The organism is Desemzia sp. FAM 23990, assembly GCF_045528485.1.
In the GTDB taxonomy this organism is placed as follows: Bacteria; Bacillota; Bacilli; order Lactobacillales; family Carnobacteriaceae; genus Desemzia.
In genome coordinates this window covers 1-16,567 of the sequence record NZ_JBGQQW010000032.1, presented here as the reverse complement: position 1 = coordinate 16,567, position 16,567 = coordinate 1, and the positions used below count along the sequence as shown (strand labels likewise).

20 protein-coding genes are annotated in these 16,567 nt (G+C 34.1%); 18 read left to right on the top strand and 2 right to left on the bottom strand.

Translation table 11 applies throughout. The features are described from left to right. Nucleotides 1-147: 147 nt before the first annotated feature. The 15 genes from ACEN4I_RS11870 (at nt 148) to ACEN4I_RS11800 (ending at nt 12,714) form a co-directional block, all read left to right on the top strand. Complete coding sequence (locus ACEN4I_RS11870) at nt 148-1,398, top strand: S41 family peptidase (RefSeq protein ID WP_407103130.1); 1,251 nt, start codon at nt 148-150, stop codon at nt 1,396-1,398. After that, nucleotides 1,398-1,937 carry a GNAT family N-acetyltransferase gene (locus ACEN4I_RS11865; RefSeq protein ID WP_407103131.1) on the top strand — a complete coding sequence of 180 codons (540 nt, stop codon included), beginning with the start codon at nt 1,398-1,400 and terminating at the stop codon, nt 1,935-1,937. Before ACEN4I_RS11870 ends, ACEN4I_RS11865 begins: the two co-directional genes overlap by 1 nt. A 31-nt stretch (nt 1,938-1,968) precedes the next feature. Continuing rightward, the gene (locus ACEN4I_RS11860; protein WP_407096790.1) at nt 1,969-2,712 is read left to right on the top strand and encodes an alpha/beta fold hydrolase; all 744 of its coding nucleotides are present in this window, start codon (nt 1,969-1,971) and stop codon (nt 2,710-2,712) included. Nucleotides 2,713-2,726: 14 nt separating this feature from the next. Further along, complete coding sequence (locus tag ACEN4I_RS11855) at nt 2,727-3,278, top strand: GNAT family N-acetyltransferase (protein ID WP_407103132.1); 552 nt, start codon at nt 2,727-2,729, stop codon at nt 3,276-3,278. 435 nt (nt 3,279-3,713) lie between these two features. Further along, nucleotides 3,714-5,177, top strand: coding sequence for an ATP-binding cassette domain-containing protein (locus ACEN4I_RS11850; protein ID WP_407103133.1), 1,464 nt, complete (start codon nt 3,714-3,716; stop codon nt 5,175-5,177). Between the two features lie 82 nt (nt 5,178-5,259). Next, nucleotides 5,260-6,108 (top strand): GNAT family N-acetyltransferase, encoded by an 849-nt coding sequence (locus tag ACEN4I_RS11845; protein ID WP_407096793.1) that lies wholly within the window; start codon nt 5,260-5,262, stop codon nt 6,106-6,108. Between the two features lie 144 nt (nt 6,109-6,252). Then, complete coding sequence (locus tag ACEN4I_RS11840) at nt 6,253-6,708, top strand: 8-oxo-dGTP diphosphatase (protein WP_407096794.1); 456 nt, start codon at nt 6,253-6,255, stop codon at nt 6,706-6,708. A 648-nt stretch (nt 6,709-7,356) separates the two neighbouring features. Next, nucleotides 7,357-7,884, top strand: coding sequence for a GNAT family N-acetyltransferase (locus tag ACEN4I_RS11835; protein ID WP_407096795.1), 528 nt, complete (start codon nt 7,357-7,359; stop codon nt 7,882-7,884). A 96-nt stretch (nt 7,885-7,980) separates the two neighbouring features. Further along, on the top strand, nt 7,981-8,334 hold the full coding sequence (locus tag ACEN4I_RS11830) for a hypothetical protein (protein WP_407096796.1): 354 nt from the start codon (nt 7,981-7,983) through the stop codon (nt 8,332-8,334). A gap of 9 nt (nt 8,335-8,343) precedes the next feature. Beyond that, nucleotides 8,344-8,532 (top strand): HAD hydrolase-like protein, encoded by a 189-nt coding sequence (locus tag ACEN4I_RS11825; protein WP_407096834.1) that lies wholly within the window; start codon nt 8,344-8,346, stop codon nt 8,530-8,532. Nucleotides 8,533-8,604: 72 nt separating this feature from the next. Beyond that, a complete protein-coding gene (locus tag ACEN4I_RS11820; protein ID WP_407103135.1) occupies nt 8,605-10,503 on the top strand; it encodes a S41 family peptidase in 1,899 nt (632 codons plus the stop codon). A gap of 151 nt (nt 10,504-10,654) precedes the next feature. Further along, nucleotides 10,655-11,032, top strand: coding sequence for a hypothetical protein (locus ACEN4I_RS11815; protein ID WP_407103136.1), 378 nt, complete (start codon nt 10,655-10,657; stop codon nt 11,030-11,032). Between the two features lie 112 nt (nt 11,033-11,144). Then, nucleotides 11,145-11,531 (top strand): NUDIX hydrolase, encoded by a 387-nt coding sequence (locus ACEN4I_RS11810; RefSeq protein WP_407103137.1) that lies wholly within the window; start codon nt 11,145-11,147, stop codon nt 11,529-11,531. A gap of 60 nt (nt 11,532-11,591) precedes the next feature. Then, nucleotides 11,592-11,993: a hypothetical protein gene (locus ACEN4I_RS11805; protein WP_407103138.1), complete on the top strand. Its 402-nt coding sequence runs from the start codon at nt 11,592-11,594 to the stop codon at nt 11,991-11,993. 118 nt (nt 11,994-12,111) lie between these two features. Further along, entirely contained in the window at nt 12,112-12,714 is a 603-nt protein-coding gene (locus ACEN4I_RS11800) for a hypothetical protein (protein WP_407103139.1), read from the top strand. A gap of 629 nt (nt 12,715-13,343) precedes the next feature. On the opposite strand, the gene ACEN4I_RS11795 is transcribed toward ACEN4I_RS11800, so the two are convergent. Next, nucleotides 13,344-13,601 (bottom strand): hypothetical protein, encoded by a 258-nt coding sequence (locus ACEN4I_RS11795; RefSeq protein WP_407103141.1) that lies wholly within the window; start codon nt 13,599-13,601, stop codon nt 13,344-13,346. A gap of 40 nt (nt 13,602-13,641) precedes the next feature. Next, nucleotides 13,642-14,448, bottom strand: coding sequence for a hypothetical protein (locus tag ACEN4I_RS11790; protein ID WP_407103142.1), 807 nt, complete (start codon nt 14,446-14,448; stop codon nt 13,642-13,644). A gap of 379 nt (nt 14,449-14,827) precedes the next feature. Here ACEN4I_RS11790 and ACEN4I_RS11785 point away from each other — a divergent pair, with 379 nt between their 5' ends. The 3 genes from ACEN4I_RS11785 to ACEN4I_RS11775 all read left to right on the top strand — a co-directional run bounded on the left by ACEN4I_RS11785 (nt 14,828) and on the right by ACEN4I_RS11775 (nt 16,445). Beyond that, nucleotides 14,828-15,490, top strand: coding sequence for a DNA alkylation repair protein (locus ACEN4I_RS11785; RefSeq protein ID WP_407103143.1), 663 nt, complete (start codon nt 14,828-14,830; stop codon nt 15,488-15,490). A 292-nt stretch (nt 15,491-15,782) separates the two neighbouring features. Next, the gene (locus tag ACEN4I_RS11780; RefSeq protein WP_407103145.1) at nt 15,783-15,995 is read left to right on the top strand and encodes a hypothetical protein; all 213 of its coding nucleotides are present in this window, start codon (nt 15,783-15,785) and stop codon (nt 15,993-15,995) included. A 48-nt stretch (nt 15,996-16,043) separates the two neighbouring features. Continuing rightward, nucleotides 16,044-16,445 carry a hypothetical protein gene (locus tag ACEN4I_RS11775; protein WP_407103146.1) on the top strand — a complete coding sequence of 134 codons (402 nt, stop codon included), beginning with the start codon at nt 16,044-16,046 and terminating at the stop codon, nt 16,443-16,445. Nucleotides 16,446-16,567 lie beyond the last annotated feature (122 nt).

Sequence of the window (16,567 nt, the reverse complement as noted above, 5' to 3'; positions counted from 1 at the left end):
GAATGTTATTTTTTTAGAAATAATAACATGAATTATACAAAGTGCTCTATTTTATATGATACAATGATTAAAATAAGATGAATTTTGAATGATATAGAGATGCGGTATATGTCAGACTTAAATCGCAATTGCAGAAAGGAATTAAACATGTTTACAAAAGAAGAAATCTATAAAGACATCCAAAAAATTATGAAGGAAGATTATGCGGGGTACATAGACAGCCAACATCTAAATCAACCTGACCGATACACCATAACTAATGATATGAGTGATCAAGAATTTGAAGAAACCATTGAAGATTATTTATTGGATTTTAATGATGGTCATTTATGGTTTGGGGCTAGAAATACAGAAATGCCTTATATCGGTTTTTCTGTAAGACGCTATAAGGATGCTTTGTACGTGACAAGTTCACCTGAAGAAAAGCGTCTTATGGAGAGGGATAAAATAACGCTGATTGATGGAATTAGTATCCCAGAACTAGCCATTACTTATGCAAAACGTTTAGAGGACAATGTACCTGAACGACAAAGATGGAATGCTGTTCTGACCAAAGCTACAACGATACAAGTTGAAAGAAATCATACATCATTTGTTGTAACTCTTGCTAGTTATGATAGACCACCTAGAGTACCTGAATATTCTTTTAAACAAGTAGAACCAAATACTGCCTACATAAAACTCACGGATTTTGCACAAGAAGCTCCAATCCAAAAAATTATTCAAGACAATAAGGCAGCTTTGAAGACGAGCGAAAACTTGGTAATTGATGTCCGTGTGAATCATGGTGGAAATGACTTTTTTTATTTTTCTTTATTGGCTTATATGTTTGATAAAAAAGTAACCTTTACAGACTTGTTTGCAGAGGATGAAAACATGCTGACGAATTATACAGAACGAAATTATCAGCTATGGGTTCCAGAGCTAAAAGCCTATTTAATGCAAGAATTGGATGATGATACAAGAGATAGGGCAGAAGATGAAATAGAATTGTTTGAACAAAACAGACATAAAGGGTTAGTGGATGTTCTTGAAGATTCTGATGTCATAATTGAAGGGCGTTCGACTCCAGCAAACGTGTATGTCTTATCCGATTATTCTTGTGCCAGTTCAGGAGATACTTTTGTATCAAATGCTAAGAAATCTCCAAAGGTTACTGTTGTAGGGCGAGCGACTATGGGAATCATAGACTATATGAATGTGGTCACTGTAGATTACGGGGACTTTGAATTTGTTTATAGTATCTCCAAAATGAATCAAAAATATGCCACAAATGGGAGAGGAATTGCACCTGATATTTACATTCCATGGACACCGGAACATTTGACAGAAGATAAAGACTTGGCTTATGTACTTGAGTTGATTAAGAACAAAAATAAGGAAGTAGATGAAAATTGATGATTGATAATTTAGTGATTCGGCCAATTGAACAAAAAGATTTACCTCGCCTTTGGGAGCTGAGTTTTAAAGAAGAAGCGCCTGAATGGAAGAAATGGGACGCGCCTTATTACCCTCACCGTGCGATGGAATACGAAGAATTCTTACCGATGGGTGAAAAGTGGATGGGCCAAGATGATATGTGGGTTGTAGTACTGGAAGGAAACTTGATAGGAATCGTGACTTACTATTGGGAACACAAACCTTCTCTTTGGTTGGAAATGGGGATCATATTGTATTCTGGCAATCAGTGGGAAAAAGGCATCGGCACAGAAGTGATGCGTCGTTGGATAGATCGTTTGTTTGCGACCATGCCGCTAGTACGTGTCGGATACACTACTTGGTCTGGCAATAAACGCATGATTCGAGTAGGTGAAAAATTAGGCATGCAAATGGAAGCCCGTATCCGTAAAGTCCGTTATTACGATGGAAAATATTACGACTCCATTCGCATGGGCATGTTAAGAGAAGAGTGGGAAGAGTTGCTCGATACAAAATAATGGTGCCGGAAACAGCTGTGAGGAGGATTTTATGATTTTACATACAGATGTAAAGGGAAAAGGAGAACCCTTAGTGCTTTTCCATTCATTTGGCAATACTGGTTCTTCCATGTACGAAGAGGTGACACAGTTTTTTGTCGATAAAAACTATCAAGTCATACGCCCAGATTTAAGAGGTCATGGGGGATCAGAAGGAGAAATACAGCATTACTTTAGTTATGCTGCAGACGATGTGAAAGATACTCTAGATTCTTTTGGCATTGAAAAATGTCACATTGCAGGTGTTTCTTATGGTGGGATTGAAGTACTGTTGTTTGCGCAAAAGTATCCTGAATACGTGAAGTCACTAACGGTATCAGGTGTTTTTCCAATCAAACCAGAAGATTGGGACGAAAGTGAACAAGAAGAAGCTGACGGGCTAAAAAGTATCCGAGCCAATAAAGAAGTTGCTTTCGTATTAGATGAGATGCATGGCACTGGCGATTGGAGAAGACTATTTCAATCCGTGATTGATAATGAAGAGGCTTATCCATTTGATCAAATAAGAGATGTTTCAATTATAAGCGTCCCAATGTTGTGCATTTCTGGTGGTTCTTCTGAAAAAGAAATAGCTAACGCTCTAAATTTCAAGGAACTCAATCCTGAAATTCACATGTCGATCATTCCTTTTGCGGGGCATTTAGTTTCCGAAGACCAACCATTGATCTATTCACAGACACTTCATTGTTTTATTTGTGAAGTAGAGCGATTAGTGTCTCAAAACCATATTTACTAGGAGCTGCTGTACTGATGGATATCAAAATCAGAGTTAAAGACGATTCAACTATAACGGACGAAGAGTTACAAGATATTGAGATGTTGTTTAACAATGAATATACCGATAAGGACGACATTTGGGAAAGAGAGTCCCCATATGGTTTCTCTCCAGCGGATATGCGGGTTATGGCTTATGAGAATGGCAAACTTGTTGGGCATATTGGTGCAGAAAAAAGATGGGTATCTGTTGGAGAGGGCATAGTAAAAATTGCTGTTATCGGAGGGGTACTAGTGGATAAAGAGTATCGTAGTTTTGGCATAGCTACGCAACTAATGCATCGGTTAATAGAGGTTATGCAAAAGAGTGAGTATGCTCATTTTGGATACTTAGGTTGTAGAGAAGAAGTTGTCCAGTTTTATAGATCATGCGGATTTGAACGGATTCAACGGACGGAAACGGTTAAGAAGAACTTTTCCAATGATTACGTGACAAGAAGTGGCTTTCTAATTCTTATCTGCTCGATTACAAAAGATGCAAGTACATTTCCAGCAGGGAATATTCATTTGCATGGTACGGCATGGTAAGAATACAGATAAACGTTAGGGTGCAAAAAAGATGAATTACTTAAGTTTAATAAACCAAATATTCTGAGAACGTAAGCCTTAAGGGAACTAAAGGGTTGAAATTCTCTGTGAGGAGGAATTTTTGTGAGTGTTAAAAGAGCTTCATATTCTCTACTGGTTACAATATTACTGTTTGTAGGCATATTCGCTGTTTATCTAGAGAGTCCTTTTAATTCAGGAATTTATTTTATGGGAATAGGAGTCTTGTGTTTATTGATATTTTGTTCAATATCTCTAATCTTATTTGCAAAGAAAAATATCTTCATCAAATTAAACACCATTAGATTAGTAAGCTTATTGATTTTGACAGGTTACATATTCACTATTTTAATACTGGTATATATTTTTTGGATTTGGGCTGTTTTTATTGTGCCTTGGAGTTAGGAGGGAAATTAATTGTCAAAAAATATATTGTTAAAAGATGTCACTTTTCAGCACGACAAAATGACAGAGCCCATTTTTGATGGAATGAATGTCAGTATCAATGAGGAGTGGAAGTTAGGGCTTCTCGGGAAAAATGGAAGCGGAAAAACAACTCTGCTGGACCTTTTACTAGGAAATTTGGATTACCGAGGAATTATTGAAACACCTTTGGAATTTACTTACTTCCCAAATTACCCAGAAAATGCAGGAAGTGAATTCACGATTGATCTACTGTTGAGCAGGAATCCAGCTGTGGAGCAGTGGGAAATAGAAAAAGAGCTTCATGCTTTAGAGTTGCCTTATGACCTGTTGTATCAACCATTTGCTACTTTAAGTGGTGGAGAACAGGCGAAAATGATGTTGCTAGAATTGTTTTTAGATGAACATAAATTTCCTTTGATTGATGAGCCGACCAATAATTTAGATTTGCATGGGCGAAATCTAGTTGCTCAATACTTAAATAAACAGAAAGGGTATATCGTCGTGAGTCATGATGAAGCCTTTTTGAATCAATTTGTAGACCATGTCCTGTCTATCAATAAACAAACGATCGAGTTGATTGCCGGAGATGTAGAAACATGGCGAACAGAGTTAACAAACGCAAATAATTTAGCTTTGGAAAGAAATGGCCAGCTGAAAAAAGAAATCACTCGCTTAAAAGACACTTCTAAACGGATGGCTGATTGGGGTAGCCAGAAAGAAAATGCGTCTAAAGATGCTTCTTCACGTAGATTAGCTGCTAAGCAAATGAAAAAATCAAAAGCGGTCCAAAAACGACGAGACAATAAAATAGACGAAAAATCTCAACTCATAGACAATGTTCAGAATATCAGGGAACTGGAAATGCATGTCTTGGTTCCTAAAAAGAGATTGATTACCATGAAAGATTTCTCAATTCTTCGGAATGGTGAACCTTTATTCCAGCCGATTAGTTTTGAACTTCTTCCAGGAGACCGATTATTCATAAAAGGGAACAATGGTGTTGGAAAATCGACGTTATTAGACTTTATATTGAACCCTTCAGATATGGCAACCGTTGGGACATATAAGATTCAGTTGCCTCCAAAAGTCTCTATTTTAGAACAGCGACTGTTAAGAAAAGAGGATTACTTTGGCTTTTTTGATGCATTAGACGGGACTCAACAAGAAGTATTGTGGAGAATTTTAAGTGAATTGGGATTGTCGAAATCCAAATTTAACGATTCTTCCAGTAAAGAGTGGAGCGAAGGTGAACTAAAGAAAATTAATATCGCTAAAAGTTTATTGATCCCTTCAGAAGTGTACGTCTGGGATGAAGGGACTAATTATTTAGATATAGATATTGTTTCTCAGTTGATTGATGCTATTCAGTTAAATGAGCCGACTATGTTGGCTGTAGACCATAATGAAAAGTTTGTTGAAGAAGCTGCTACAAAAGTACTCATTTTAGAAAAATGAATGGTTAATCAGAAAATAAAGTGATGATAAGGATGGGTTAGAAGAAACGTCAAGTATCCATTATTTTAGAGGAGAATAGTTTATGTTTATTCCGTATGAACCAAAATTTGGTGAAGAGATAGATAACTTATTAAAACAGGCTCCTTATTATTTGATTTGGGGAGAAAAAGCTTCCTTTACATTGCTAGCTCTAGAAGAAGATAGGATTGTGGGGGTGGGCAGTCTATGGAACAATTCAATTCATCCATATAGGGATTACATAAGTATTTATATCCATCCAGATTATCGAAAAAAAGGAATCGGGAAAGAACTTTTTGACCAGTTATTTCTTGCTTCAAATACTAAAAAGTTGCAAATAACCATTCAATCTACCGACCAACAAGCTTTAGATTTTTTAAATAAGTGTGGCTTTAAATTAGCTCGTAAGTGCTATACACCAGTACTAAAAGAGGCTAAACCTACTCATTCAGAAAATAATATGTTTATTCATGGAGAAATCGCCTCGTTTGGCATGGCATCTGAAGATAATCAAAAGGATACCTTAGAAATGCAGTTGAAAAACTATATCGATTTCCACCAAATGATTAATCCTTTGAGTGAAGAAATGACAATGACCAAGTGGAAAGAAATCATATTGGAAGACTTAAGTTTCACTCATTCTAAATTATTGATAGTAGATGGAGAAGTAATGGCTTATATCTTTTTCTACAACACAGAAAATAGTAATGAAATAGAAGTGGGGTACATTGGTGGGAAAGACATCCAGCAGATTGAAAGCTATCTGCCTTTTTACAAATGGACAATAGAGCAGATGATTGCTCAATACGAGATAATGAGCATTGAAGCTGATGATGTGGATCCCTATGCTTTTGCTGCATTGAATAATTTTCAGTATGATGCTAGTTTGTCATTGGATGCTTATATTTTGTAACTAAGCGGTGGTGTGACAATGATGAAGTAACGATTCATTATCCTACCACATATAACAGACTAACAGAACAACACGTTTTTAATATAGTTTCTATTAAAAATAAAGGATACATAAATAATTAAATTTAGAAAAGGAATGAGCTATTTGGACCGATCAGAAAAAGCTGTTTTTACGAATATGTGTATGATTCAGAATGATAAAGGACAAATATTGGTTCAAGATAGAAAAAGCTTGGATTGGCCTGGTTTGACTTTTCCTGGAGGACATGTTGAAAAAAATGAATCTTTTCACGATTCTGTTATCAGAGAAGTACAAGAAGAAACTGGTCTCATTATAAAAAATCCTATAATATGCGGTATTAAGCAGTTTCAAACGTATTCAGATGAAAGATATGTCGTACTATTCTATAGAACAGATACTTTTATAGGTGAACTAACCAGTTCAGATGAAGGGGAAGTTTTTTGGATAGATGAAAATGAATTGTTGAGTTCTCAAACAGCTACAGATTTTTTTGAAATGTATGAAATTTTTATAAATCCAAATCTATCAGAATTTTATTACGAATTCTATAACAACAATTGGGAAAAGAAGCTTTTATAATTTTTCACAAAAAATATAAATTAGAAAACTCAGTATATCAAGGAAATATAGCACTTAAATAAGAATATGAGGAATGAAATGAAAATAAGAACAGCCGTGATTGAAGACGCTAAGTAAATTGCGGTTGTATAGGTGGATGCTTGGAAAATGACCTATAAAAATTTGATTCTTGATGAGTTTTTAAATTAGATTACGTATATGAGCAGAATACAGATATGGAGAAATATCCTATCTACTGAAATTGTGTAGATTGCTGAAACTAATGATGAACAAAGTATTGGTTATTCAAATGGGGGAATTGAAAGAACAGGCAAATACCCATGATACCTCGTAGAATTATTCGGAATATTATACATTTTATAAGCATATTAGGAAAAAATGATTAGGACGAGAATTGTTTAAATCTGGCTTCATGGATCTATTAGAAAATGATATTCACTCTATGACGGTTGTAGTATTTGAAGGAAAGCATTCTCAATTATTCTATAAGGCGCTTGGAGAAGTCAATATAGATAAAGATGAGTTAGAAATATTTGAGGAAAATTTAAGGTAGTTCTTTATGGATGAAAAGAGACAAGAATATTAATATAAGCTTTGATGAGCTGCCGATTATGAAATGATCCCTACATTAGACTGGAGGTAAGCAATTTGAACAGAGTAAAATTATTATTACCAAGTATAGGGTATAAAGATGAAATTATGAACTATCGGAAAGAATTTATTGAGAATCAGGACAATCTTGATGGAACAAGCTATTTAATCAATCATGCAAACTTTGAAGAATGGCTTAGTTCGGTCAATAATATTTTTCAAAAAGACACTGTAAGGAAAGGTTCAGTATCTGCGACTACATTTATAGCCGTTTCTCAAGAAGGCAGTCTCATCGGTATGATGAGTATTAGACATCAGTTAAATGACTATTTATTTCATTTTGGTGGTCATATTGGTTATAGTGTTAGAAAATCAGAAAGACAAAAAGGTTTTGCTACTGAAATGTTAGCATTGGCTTTAATTGAATGTAAAAAGCTGAAAATCAATAGAGTACTGATCACATGTGACAAAGACAATCTAGCCTCAGCAAAGACTATTCTGAATAATGGCGGAATTTTAGAAAATGAATTACTTGAAGGAAAGAAAATCAAACAAAGGTATTGGATAAATTTGGACAATGATTAACTAGTTCTACCCCATACATATTTTAATATTCGGAGTGCCAAATTAATTCTGATAAAGTTCTATGACGTAAAAAAATATAAGGAGCAAAGTCCATTTATGAATAAGGCAATATTTTGGGACCTATTAGGTACTTTAGGCGGAAATAGTCATTCTTTACTAAATATTGACTTCAAGTTCTTTGATCAAGCTATACCCGCATTACAAAAAGCTGCTCAAAAAGATTTTTTAAATATCATCATTACGAATCAAAGTCATATTTCTCATGGACGAATGACGCTTGAAGAATATAATGGTTCCTTAAAGAAGCTAGTAAACGAATTAGAAGATCACAACATTAAGATAACTGAAGTGTATACCTGTCCACATGCCAAAATAGACAACTGCAACTGCAAGAAACCTCAGCCTTTATTTGTAAATGAAGCTGTTAAAAAACATGATTTAGACCGATGAGAATGCTATATAGTTGGAGATTCTGGTAAAAATGATATGATGCTGGCAAAAAATGCCGATATGAAAAGTGTATTAGTCTTGACTGGTGTGGGAATCGAAAGCTTGAGCAAAAAGAGACACTTATGGAGCAAAGCGAAACCGACTCATATTGCAGAGGATTGTTTAGATGCTGTAGATAAAATAGTTTCCTATTCATAGTAACCTTATGAAAAAGGAAGGAACATTATAGTCAAACAATCGATAAAAAATTTAAATGAAAGGAAGAGATAGATGAATAACTTGAAGTACCGACCAACAAATTATGTAAAGGGAAAATGGCTTATTTTTATCTTTTCTATTCTTTTATTTTTAACGGCTTGTCAACAGAAAGAAGCTTCCTCCCAAATGGAAGTAGCCGAAGAAGTGCCAGAAAAAAGCCAAGTTATTGAAAATGAATATGCATTTAGCAAACTGTTTGGATACATACGCTTTTTTCATCCAAGTGATGAGGCAAGCGAACTAAATTGGAATAATTTTGCTGTTTATGGAGCAGATAAAGTCCTTGGAGCAAGAAATAATGAAGAATTGAGAGAAATACTAGAACTATTATATTTGCCAATCGCTCCAACCATCGCTTTTTATGATCCTTCTTTAGAAGATTTTCCGTCAATTGATTCTCCGGATGGTGAACGTATTGCATGGCAACATAAAGGGTTAGGATTGGATGACTTGGTACCATCTATTTATAGCAGTGAACGAGTGCAGGCGAAAGTAGAGAATGGCGAACAAATATTAGGAGATAATGCATTATTTGAGGAGTATCCAGAAGAAAATGATGTAATAAATGTTCAGTTAACAAATGAGCTGGCTGTTGTCGTTCCCTTGACTCTTGGAATTGAAAAAATAGATGGAGAAACGATGAATAACATTGCGCTTGAAGAAATGCAAACGATTGGCTCTACCGAAGAAAGCCGTAAAGCTTTTTCTCGTTTGGAAAGTGAGTCGTCTCTTGTCTCAGAAAGTCCAGAGGATAAGCATGTCCAATTCGCTGCAACAACTATCGTATGGAATAACTTCCAACATTTTTATCCGAACTTCCATGTCGTTGATACAAACTGGGAAGAACTGCTTATACCAACACTCGATAAAATTTATGAAGCTGATTCGGAAGAAAGGTATCTGAATGTATTAATGAGTTTGCTGGAAAAAACGGGAGATGGTCATGCCAACATTAGTGATACTCGTTTTCCACATACTAATTCATTTGTTTTAGAACCGGGAGAATTATGGCCATTCCAAGCAGACGTGGTAGATGGTGAAGTAATTGTGACTGCAACGGATGCTGAGTCACAACTTGAAGAAGGAGATCAGTTACTTACCATTGGAAGTATAGATGTAAAAAATTGGATTGAAGAGATTCAAGATACCATTCCAGGGTCATCCCAATTAAAAGAATATCGAGCTCTGCAATACATTCGTGAGTTACCTGGAGAAAAAATGACGATTGAACGAGACGGAACCGATCACACCTATACAGATGTTGAAAAGCTTAGAACATCATTAGATGAATTTTATCGCGAAGAACCCATAAAAGAACTGGAAGAAAACATTTGGTATGTAAATCTTAACCAACCAGTTTTAGATGCCTTAAAAGAGAACTTAACAACATTGCAAGCTGCAAAAGGGATTATTTTTGATTTACGCGGCTATCCGTATTCATTTGCTGAAATGCAAGAAGTAGTACAGTTATTAGCGGATGAGCCATTAGCTGGACCAATATTTCGAATACATGCAGCGATTTATCCAGATAGAGAATCTCCAATTTTAATTGAAGAACAACCTGTATTTGAAGCGAGCGAAAAAAACTTGGATAGCGAAATTGTTTTCTTAGGTTATTCTGGGTCAATGAGCATGCCGGAATATTTCTTGAAATACGTCAAAAATAATCAATTAGGAACTATCGTAGGTGAGCCAACAGCTGGTTCGGACGGTAATATGTATACGTACTCTATTCCCGGAAGATTATTCGGTGGAATTACGATGGTCGAAGTCCTCAATTTAGACGAGTCACAAACCCACTTAGTTGGAGTAGAGCCTGATATTTATGTTAACAGAACCAGAGAAGGCATTAAAAATGGAGAAGATGAATACATCAGTGAAGCACTTAAGTACATTCGTTCAAAAGAGTAATTGAAAAGGATTTTTTATGCTAGTTTATCGTTGTATATTTATGTTTATAAATCTGGATAACTGCTAAATTTCTAAAAAAGTATAATGAATAAATAAACTTTTAGTTAAGGAAGGTTTGAGATTATGGACTGGTAAAAAGGAGTGAATTGTAATGAGCGATAGAGATCAGCAGAATAAACAGAATAATAACAGCACTATTAATAGCTCCCTGTATGCAAGGGTAAATACAGGACAGAATGCTGGTAATAAATTTGAAGGCATGCAAATGCTGCATACTGGCGGCAGCATGAATAACCCTGATGAGAGAGTAGACGAACACCAGCCACTTCTTAAAACATTTCTTTTTTACGTACTTACAGGAATCTTCACTGTTTTATATATATTGCTAGGATTGTGGATTTTCCAAGATTATTTTTATCATGAAGGGTTAAATGAAATCCTACCTTCACTAGCGTTACTCCTTATCTCACTAATTTTAGGAAGTTTAAGTTCAAAAGGTATTCTAAAGATATTTAGCAAAGCTAAATAGTTAAGAGACGCCTTTGATAAAAAAGTGGTTGAACTTGTTTATGAATAGAAGAATTATCAGTGATATAACAGAATAGTTTAATCACTCTTAGCTGACTAAAGGAGAGAAGTTAATGAGAAACCGAAGTTCTGTTGTCATCATTCAAAAAGAAAAAATACTTCTTATTAAAAGAGTCAGAGAGGGAAGGGTATACTATGTTTTCCCTGGCGGTGAAATCAAAATAGGAGAAAAACCTGAAGCAGCAGCAAAAAGAGAAGCTTTTGAGGAATTGGGTGTGGAAGTGAAAATACTGGAATGTATGACTAAAATAAATTTTAATGGGACACAGTTCTATTACTTAGCGGGCATAATTTCAGGAGAAATTGGTACCGGAAATGGTGAGGAATATACAAGTGTATATAGAGAAACATATATGCCAATGTATGTAGAGATAAGCGATCTAGAAACGATGGATGTTATTCCCAAAGAACTCATGAAAGATATTCTGTTACTTACTTAATTTATTGAAAAAGATTTATGTTGATTGTTATACTATTACAAAAGAGGAGTGGAGAAAAATATGTCAGTTACTATCAAACGTAAGACGGGTTCCATAGGTATGGGAGCAAAATTCTCAGTGAAAGTGAATGGAGAAAAAGTCACAAAAATTAGCTATAAAGAAACTATAGAACTGGATATCAAAGGTGATAACTCATTATTGAGAGTATCACAGTTTGGGGCGCACAGTAATCAACTTGAAGTGAAAGATGGAAATGTAGTAGAAGTTACAACAACAAAAGTAGCTTATATTGTGTGTTTGGTACCTTTTCTTTTTATTATTGCTAGCAGCGTGATGGAAAACTTCTATTATACAACCAGCACTGTTGCAATAGTGATATTATTGATATTGTTCGTTTTATTTACATCTAATAGTTATCGGTTAAAAATTGTTGATCATAAAGCTATTAATCAACCTTTATAGAAACGAGGTTTGATATAGGATCAAAGAAGTTAAAAAACTGATTTTCAGTTAAAGTATTCCACGAAATAAAAGCGTTTTTTTTATATTGCGCTCATAACTTAATTAGGGGGACTAAAGTATGGAACAAATGCCATTTGAATCACCAACAGATCACTATGATGAACGAATTGCAACGATAGACGAGCAGATTTGTCAATTAATCAATCAACGGAAAGAACTATCAAATGATAATCCTGGCTTTCCGACTAAACGATACATTGCAGACTGGTCAAAAAAATACCATTTTTATGAAGGTTTTCTAACCAGCATTTTTTCAAATTTATTTTATGAAGAAGTGCATAAACCTGTTATAAAACCAATAGGGTTTCGTAAAAATATTCCGATTTTAAAGTCAGTTGAAAGAGAAGATGAATTTTATTCAGTAACATTCCTACGTCAGTATGAGAATGCCAGTACCGTTCATTTGACTATTGATAGCAACGCTACTGAAGATATTTCTGAATGGCAACTTCGAGAAATGAGCCATTTTGAACTCTCGATTAAAGGATCAGACGTCCAATATGATTGTCGAAACGAAGGTGGCGGAGGTTCTATGGGTAGTGAGACCTTTATGTTCGTTGTATCTCCTGCCTTACCTGACGATAAATCTAAGTACAAATTAGTCTTTAAAGAATATAAAGCACCATTTCAAAAGGAAACTGGTTTTGAATTTGTTGTATAGAAAAAATTAATGAATAAAAAACAGATAAAAGTCGATTGAAGAGTCGGCTTTTATCTGTTTGATTAATTCGTTTCAGATATAGATTAAGCACAAAATAATACTGATAAAACGGATAGAATAGAACAATCTTAAATCGTAATAAGTGCCATTGCTTCAAAATCTATTGGCAAATAAACATAAATATAAAACTATTCCTAATAATAAAATAAGTGAGCAGACTTCTTTCTTTTTACGGTTCAATTTTAGTCATCTTCCGTTCACAGAAGATAGGATTAAAAAATCAAAATCTATTGAGGATTTTAATCAAGAATTATATCCAAATATAAGTGTGATAAAGATAATATATACTAAAACTAATGTAATTACGATTCCTGTAATTAAACTGACTACCGCAGAAAGTCTGCTTTGTTTTCGTATTTTGACTCCACTAACTATGAGAAGTAATCCACCCAATAAAAATATAGATTCTACTAACAATATGGGCCATTTAAATTCTATCATTGTTTGTATAAATTGCATTGTGTACCTCCTTCATTATTAACATAGTACCAAATATTTCGGTTAATACAGTACAACAGCGTGCTAGGAAAGACTGAATGTAGTTTAATAAAATAGTAGAAAAATATAGTCTATTCAATTTCCGCATAAATAATCGTTATTTCTCCATCAAGTGAAACTTTGCTTGTTCCTCTATATTTATCCTCTGTGTTTTCCCATTGAATATAATAACCATCGCTTTCCTTTTCTGTTGAAATGATCTTAGCTGCTCCTAAGTCATTACTGTATTCTTCAACGATCAGCTCTTCAGCTTCAGTTTTAGAGATAGATGAGCAACCAGCTAATAGAAAAAGAAACACAATGCAAAATAGTAAAGTATACTTTTTCATAAAATGACCTCCTTAGTTAAATTTTTCTTGTCAATAGAGTTTAAATATCTACATCAATTCCAATCGAAGAGTTATTGTAATCATCAATCATCGTTTCAATCGTCAAGGTGCCTGATTGAATAGACTCGTTTACCAATAAATCAAAAGAGTCTTCTGTAAGCCTATAAACAAGTATGTTTTCTTTATTTATTTTCATAAGGACTTTCCTATTTGTAAATTCTGTATCCCGTTGCATTTCAATAGATTTCTTCAATGAAGAAATGTAAAAGTCATCTCTGTTTTCAGAAATCTGATTTTCTAAGGCTGTTTCAAGCTCTTCAATGTTTTCTTCCATTACAGAATCACGATAGTCTTCAGTGTAAGTAAGGTCATACACTGTATGACCGCCCTCGTTACTGAATTCTATTGATTCGATATTTTCTGCCAAAATGTCCATTTCAATTAAGTCTTCTAAATATAAAGGGGGCAGATTACTTTCTTCCGCTATAATTTTCCATTCAGGAATGATATTTTCCTCAATGTACTCATTATGTTCGTTCACGATACCAAATCGTTGATACATTTTCCCAGATTGTTGAACTTCTTCTGTAAGAGTTCGAGTTTGATTGTCTAGTTGACCTATTGACGTCTGAGTGTACCAGATTGACTCATTTTCTAAATGAATAAAGGTTCCTTCACTGTTGATATCACTGAATTCTTTTTCTATATTTTGTGAGGCGGTATATGTATAGGTACCGTTTTTAAGATGAGCTGTATTTAGACTAGCTTCGTTAATAGCAGACAAAGCTTTATTTTTTTCTGCCAATTCTTTTTGCCCTGCACAACCTGTTAAAATTATTGCAATCATAATAGATGATAACCCTATAATTGTTACCCTTCTCAAATGAACTCCTCCAAAATGAATAGTCGTTTTGTGCTGCTTTGAAAAAATCAAAGATCCGTATCAGTCTCGTAGATGAGTGAGAATTCAAGTGTAATGTTCAATAATATAACTTTTGTTCTAATTTCTTATATAGTATATCATTCCAAAATAGAAAGTGCTTTAAAAACTTGAGCTTTTTTAAGCGGTTTTGTAGATAATTTTCAATTGATTTCTAATCTAGTCGACTCTACAATGTATCATTTCCAAAAGACGAGCACCAAGAAAAAAGAACTTACACTATAAAAATGGTCTATAATAGGATAGGTATTACAAGTAAAAAGTATTTTTGAATAGGAGAACAAGTATGTGGTATGAAGATATATTTAAACAATTAGAGGAATTGCGGGATCCGGTTCGTGCTGTTCAGATGGGAGCTTACATGCGAAATCAGTTTCCTTTCTTAGGGATTGCAGCTGCTCCTCGAAAAGCCGTTTATCAAAAAGAATTTCATAAAGCTTTAAAAGAGAAAATCATTGATTTTCATTTTGTTGAAGTCTGTTTCTCAAAATCAGAAAGGGAATTTCATTATGCTGGCGTGGATTATTTACTAGCGATTCAATCCATTCTATTACCTGAAGACCTGATGAAAATCAAAAAGTATATTACGATGAAGTCCTGGTGGGATACAGTGGATGGATTAGATGGAGTAGTAGGCTCTCTAGTTCTACGTTATCCAGAACTAAAAGAAACCATGGTTGAATGGAGTTTAGAAGACAATATTTGGATACGCAGAGTAGCCATCGATCACCAGCTGCTGTTTAAGGAAAAAACGGATACGGACTTATTAGCTCAAATCATTCAAAACAACTTGAACGATACAGAATTTTTCATCAACAAAGCGATTGGCTGGAGTTTACGTGACTATAGTAAGACAAATCCAGTGTGGGTGAGAAATTTTATAAATGAAAATAAACCTTCAATGGCTCCTTTGAGCATTCGTGAAGGTAGTAAATATATAATAAAGTAAAAGCTTGTTTAACTATGAAATTCAACTAAAAGAAAGGATGAAAGCGAATGAAAAGTTAGGGCAACACTTTATTTTTAATCAAAAAATCAATACTAGCAATAGATAAAAGGTATAGTGAATAAAATAACAAACGATTGTAATTTATGTAGCTATTTGATTAAAACTGGAGTATATTTGATTTAATATAATTTATTTCTTTCTATAAACTAAGTTTTTTCAATCGAGAAAGTATCGTAACCATTAAAAAAAGGTTCTGAAATAGATAAATCATGAAGTAAGGGAGGTTTAAAAGATGTTGGAACCTGGTGTAAAAAAGAAAATAAAAAATGCTTCTAGAGTAGTCTTTGTATGGTTTAGTCTAGCATTCCTTTTCAGTAGTGGGGAAGATATTCTTCCATCTTTTTTTATGTCTATCTATGCTGGTTTGATTATTGCTACGATATGTTTTTTATTATTTAATTTATTTGCCTATCTCTATCAATTTTTTCTACAGTTAATTAAATAAATTATGATGTTTAATTATTTGCTACTACGAATTCGGGAGCCAATTATTATGAAACGAAAAAATGTAATCGTTATTTTTTTAGTTGCTGTAGCATTTTTTACATTAGGCCGCTTTTCTACGTATACTTTTTATGAACCAGGTCTGGTTTTGGATGGAAACTATCAACCTAGTGAAGGACCAGGCGCTACTGGGACAGGGTATGAATTAATCTTTCATGAAGGAAAATTTTATGAGCATACCGATAATCAGTATATTGATATTGGAGAATATCATAAAATCATGGATAACGTATATGCCTTAAAGAGTGAATCGAAAGATGTTTACATTACTTTGCAAGAAGATGATAGTTTCTATTTTCAGTCTGAACTTGGTGTAGAAGAAACTATGCACCACATGATCTCTATATCCAAGGTACCAACATTTTATCCTGATCACGAAGGTTATGCTTAGTGTAAAATATTCGGTGGTAGAAATAAAAGACGAATGACGATCGTTTTTTAAGTTGACAAAAAAAGAGGAAGACCGTTACCATACAATTATAGGTTTGAGCGCCTAAATATAATCGTAAAGGT

Excerpts from the sequence above, each read along its gene's own strand:
- ACEN4I_RS11800 (WP_407103139.1), top strand. The coding sequence starts at position 12,112 with ATGGAACAAATGCCATTTGAATCACCAACAGATCACTATGATGAACGA.
- ACEN4I_RS11810 (WP_407103137.1), top strand. The coding sequence starts at position 11,145 with ATGAGAAACCGAAGTTCTGTTGTCATCATTCAAAAAGAAAAAATACTT.
- ACEN4I_RS11820 (WP_407103135.1), top strand. The coding sequence starts at position 8,605 with ATGAATAACTTGAAGTACCGACCAACAAATTATGTAAAGGGAAAATGG.
- ACEN4I_RS11860 (WP_407096790.1), top strand. The coding sequence starts at position 1,969 with ATGATTTTACATACAGATGTAAAGGGAAAAGGAGAACCCTTAGTGCTT.
- ACEN4I_RS11830 (WP_407096796.1), top strand. The coding sequence starts at position 7,981 with ATGAATAAGGCAATATTTTGGGACCTATTAGGTACTTTAGGCGGAAAT.
- ACEN4I_RS11865 (WP_407103131.1), top strand. The coding sequence starts at position 1,398 with ATGATTGATAATTTAGTGATTCGGCCAATTGAACAAAAAGATTTACCT.
- ACEN4I_RS11790 (WP_407103142.1), bottom strand. The coding sequence starts at position 14,448 with ATGATTGCAATAATTTTAACAGGTTGTGCAGGGCAAAAAGAATTGGCA.
- ACEN4I_RS11870 (WP_407103130.1), top strand. The coding sequence starts at position 148 with ATGTTTACAAAAGAAGAAATCTATAAAGACATCCAAAAAATTATGAAG.
- ACEN4I_RS11795 (WP_407103141.1), bottom strand. The coding sequence starts at position 13,601 with ATGAAAAAGTATACTTTACTATTTTGCATTGTGTTTCTTTTTCTATTA.
- ACEN4I_RS11815 (WP_407103136.1), top strand. The coding sequence starts at position 10,655 with ATGAGCGATAGAGATCAGCAGAATAAACAGAATAATAACAGCACTATT.
- ACEN4I_RS11855 (WP_407103132.1), top strand. The coding sequence starts at position 2,727 with ATGGATATCAAAATCAGAGTTAAAGACGATTCAACTATAACGGACGAA.
- ACEN4I_RS11785 (WP_407103143.1), top strand. The coding sequence starts at position 14,828 with ATGTGGTATGAAGATATATTTAAACAATTAGAGGAATTGCGGGATCCG.
- ACEN4I_RS11780 (WP_407103145.1), top strand. The coding sequence starts at position 15,783 with ATGTTGGAACCTGGTGTAAAAAAGAAAATAAAAAATGCTTCTAGAGTA.
- ACEN4I_RS11805 (WP_407103138.1), top strand. The coding sequence starts at position 11,592 with ATGTCAGTTACTATCAAACGTAAGACGGGTTCCATAGGTATGGGAGCA.
- ACEN4I_RS11845 (WP_407096793.1), top strand. The coding sequence starts at position 5,260 with ATGTTTATTCCGTATGAACCAAAATTTGGTGAAGAGATAGATAACTTA.
- ACEN4I_RS11775 (WP_407103146.1), top strand. The coding sequence starts at position 16,044 with ATGAAACGAAAAAATGTAATCGTTATTTTTTTAGTTGCTGTAGCATTT.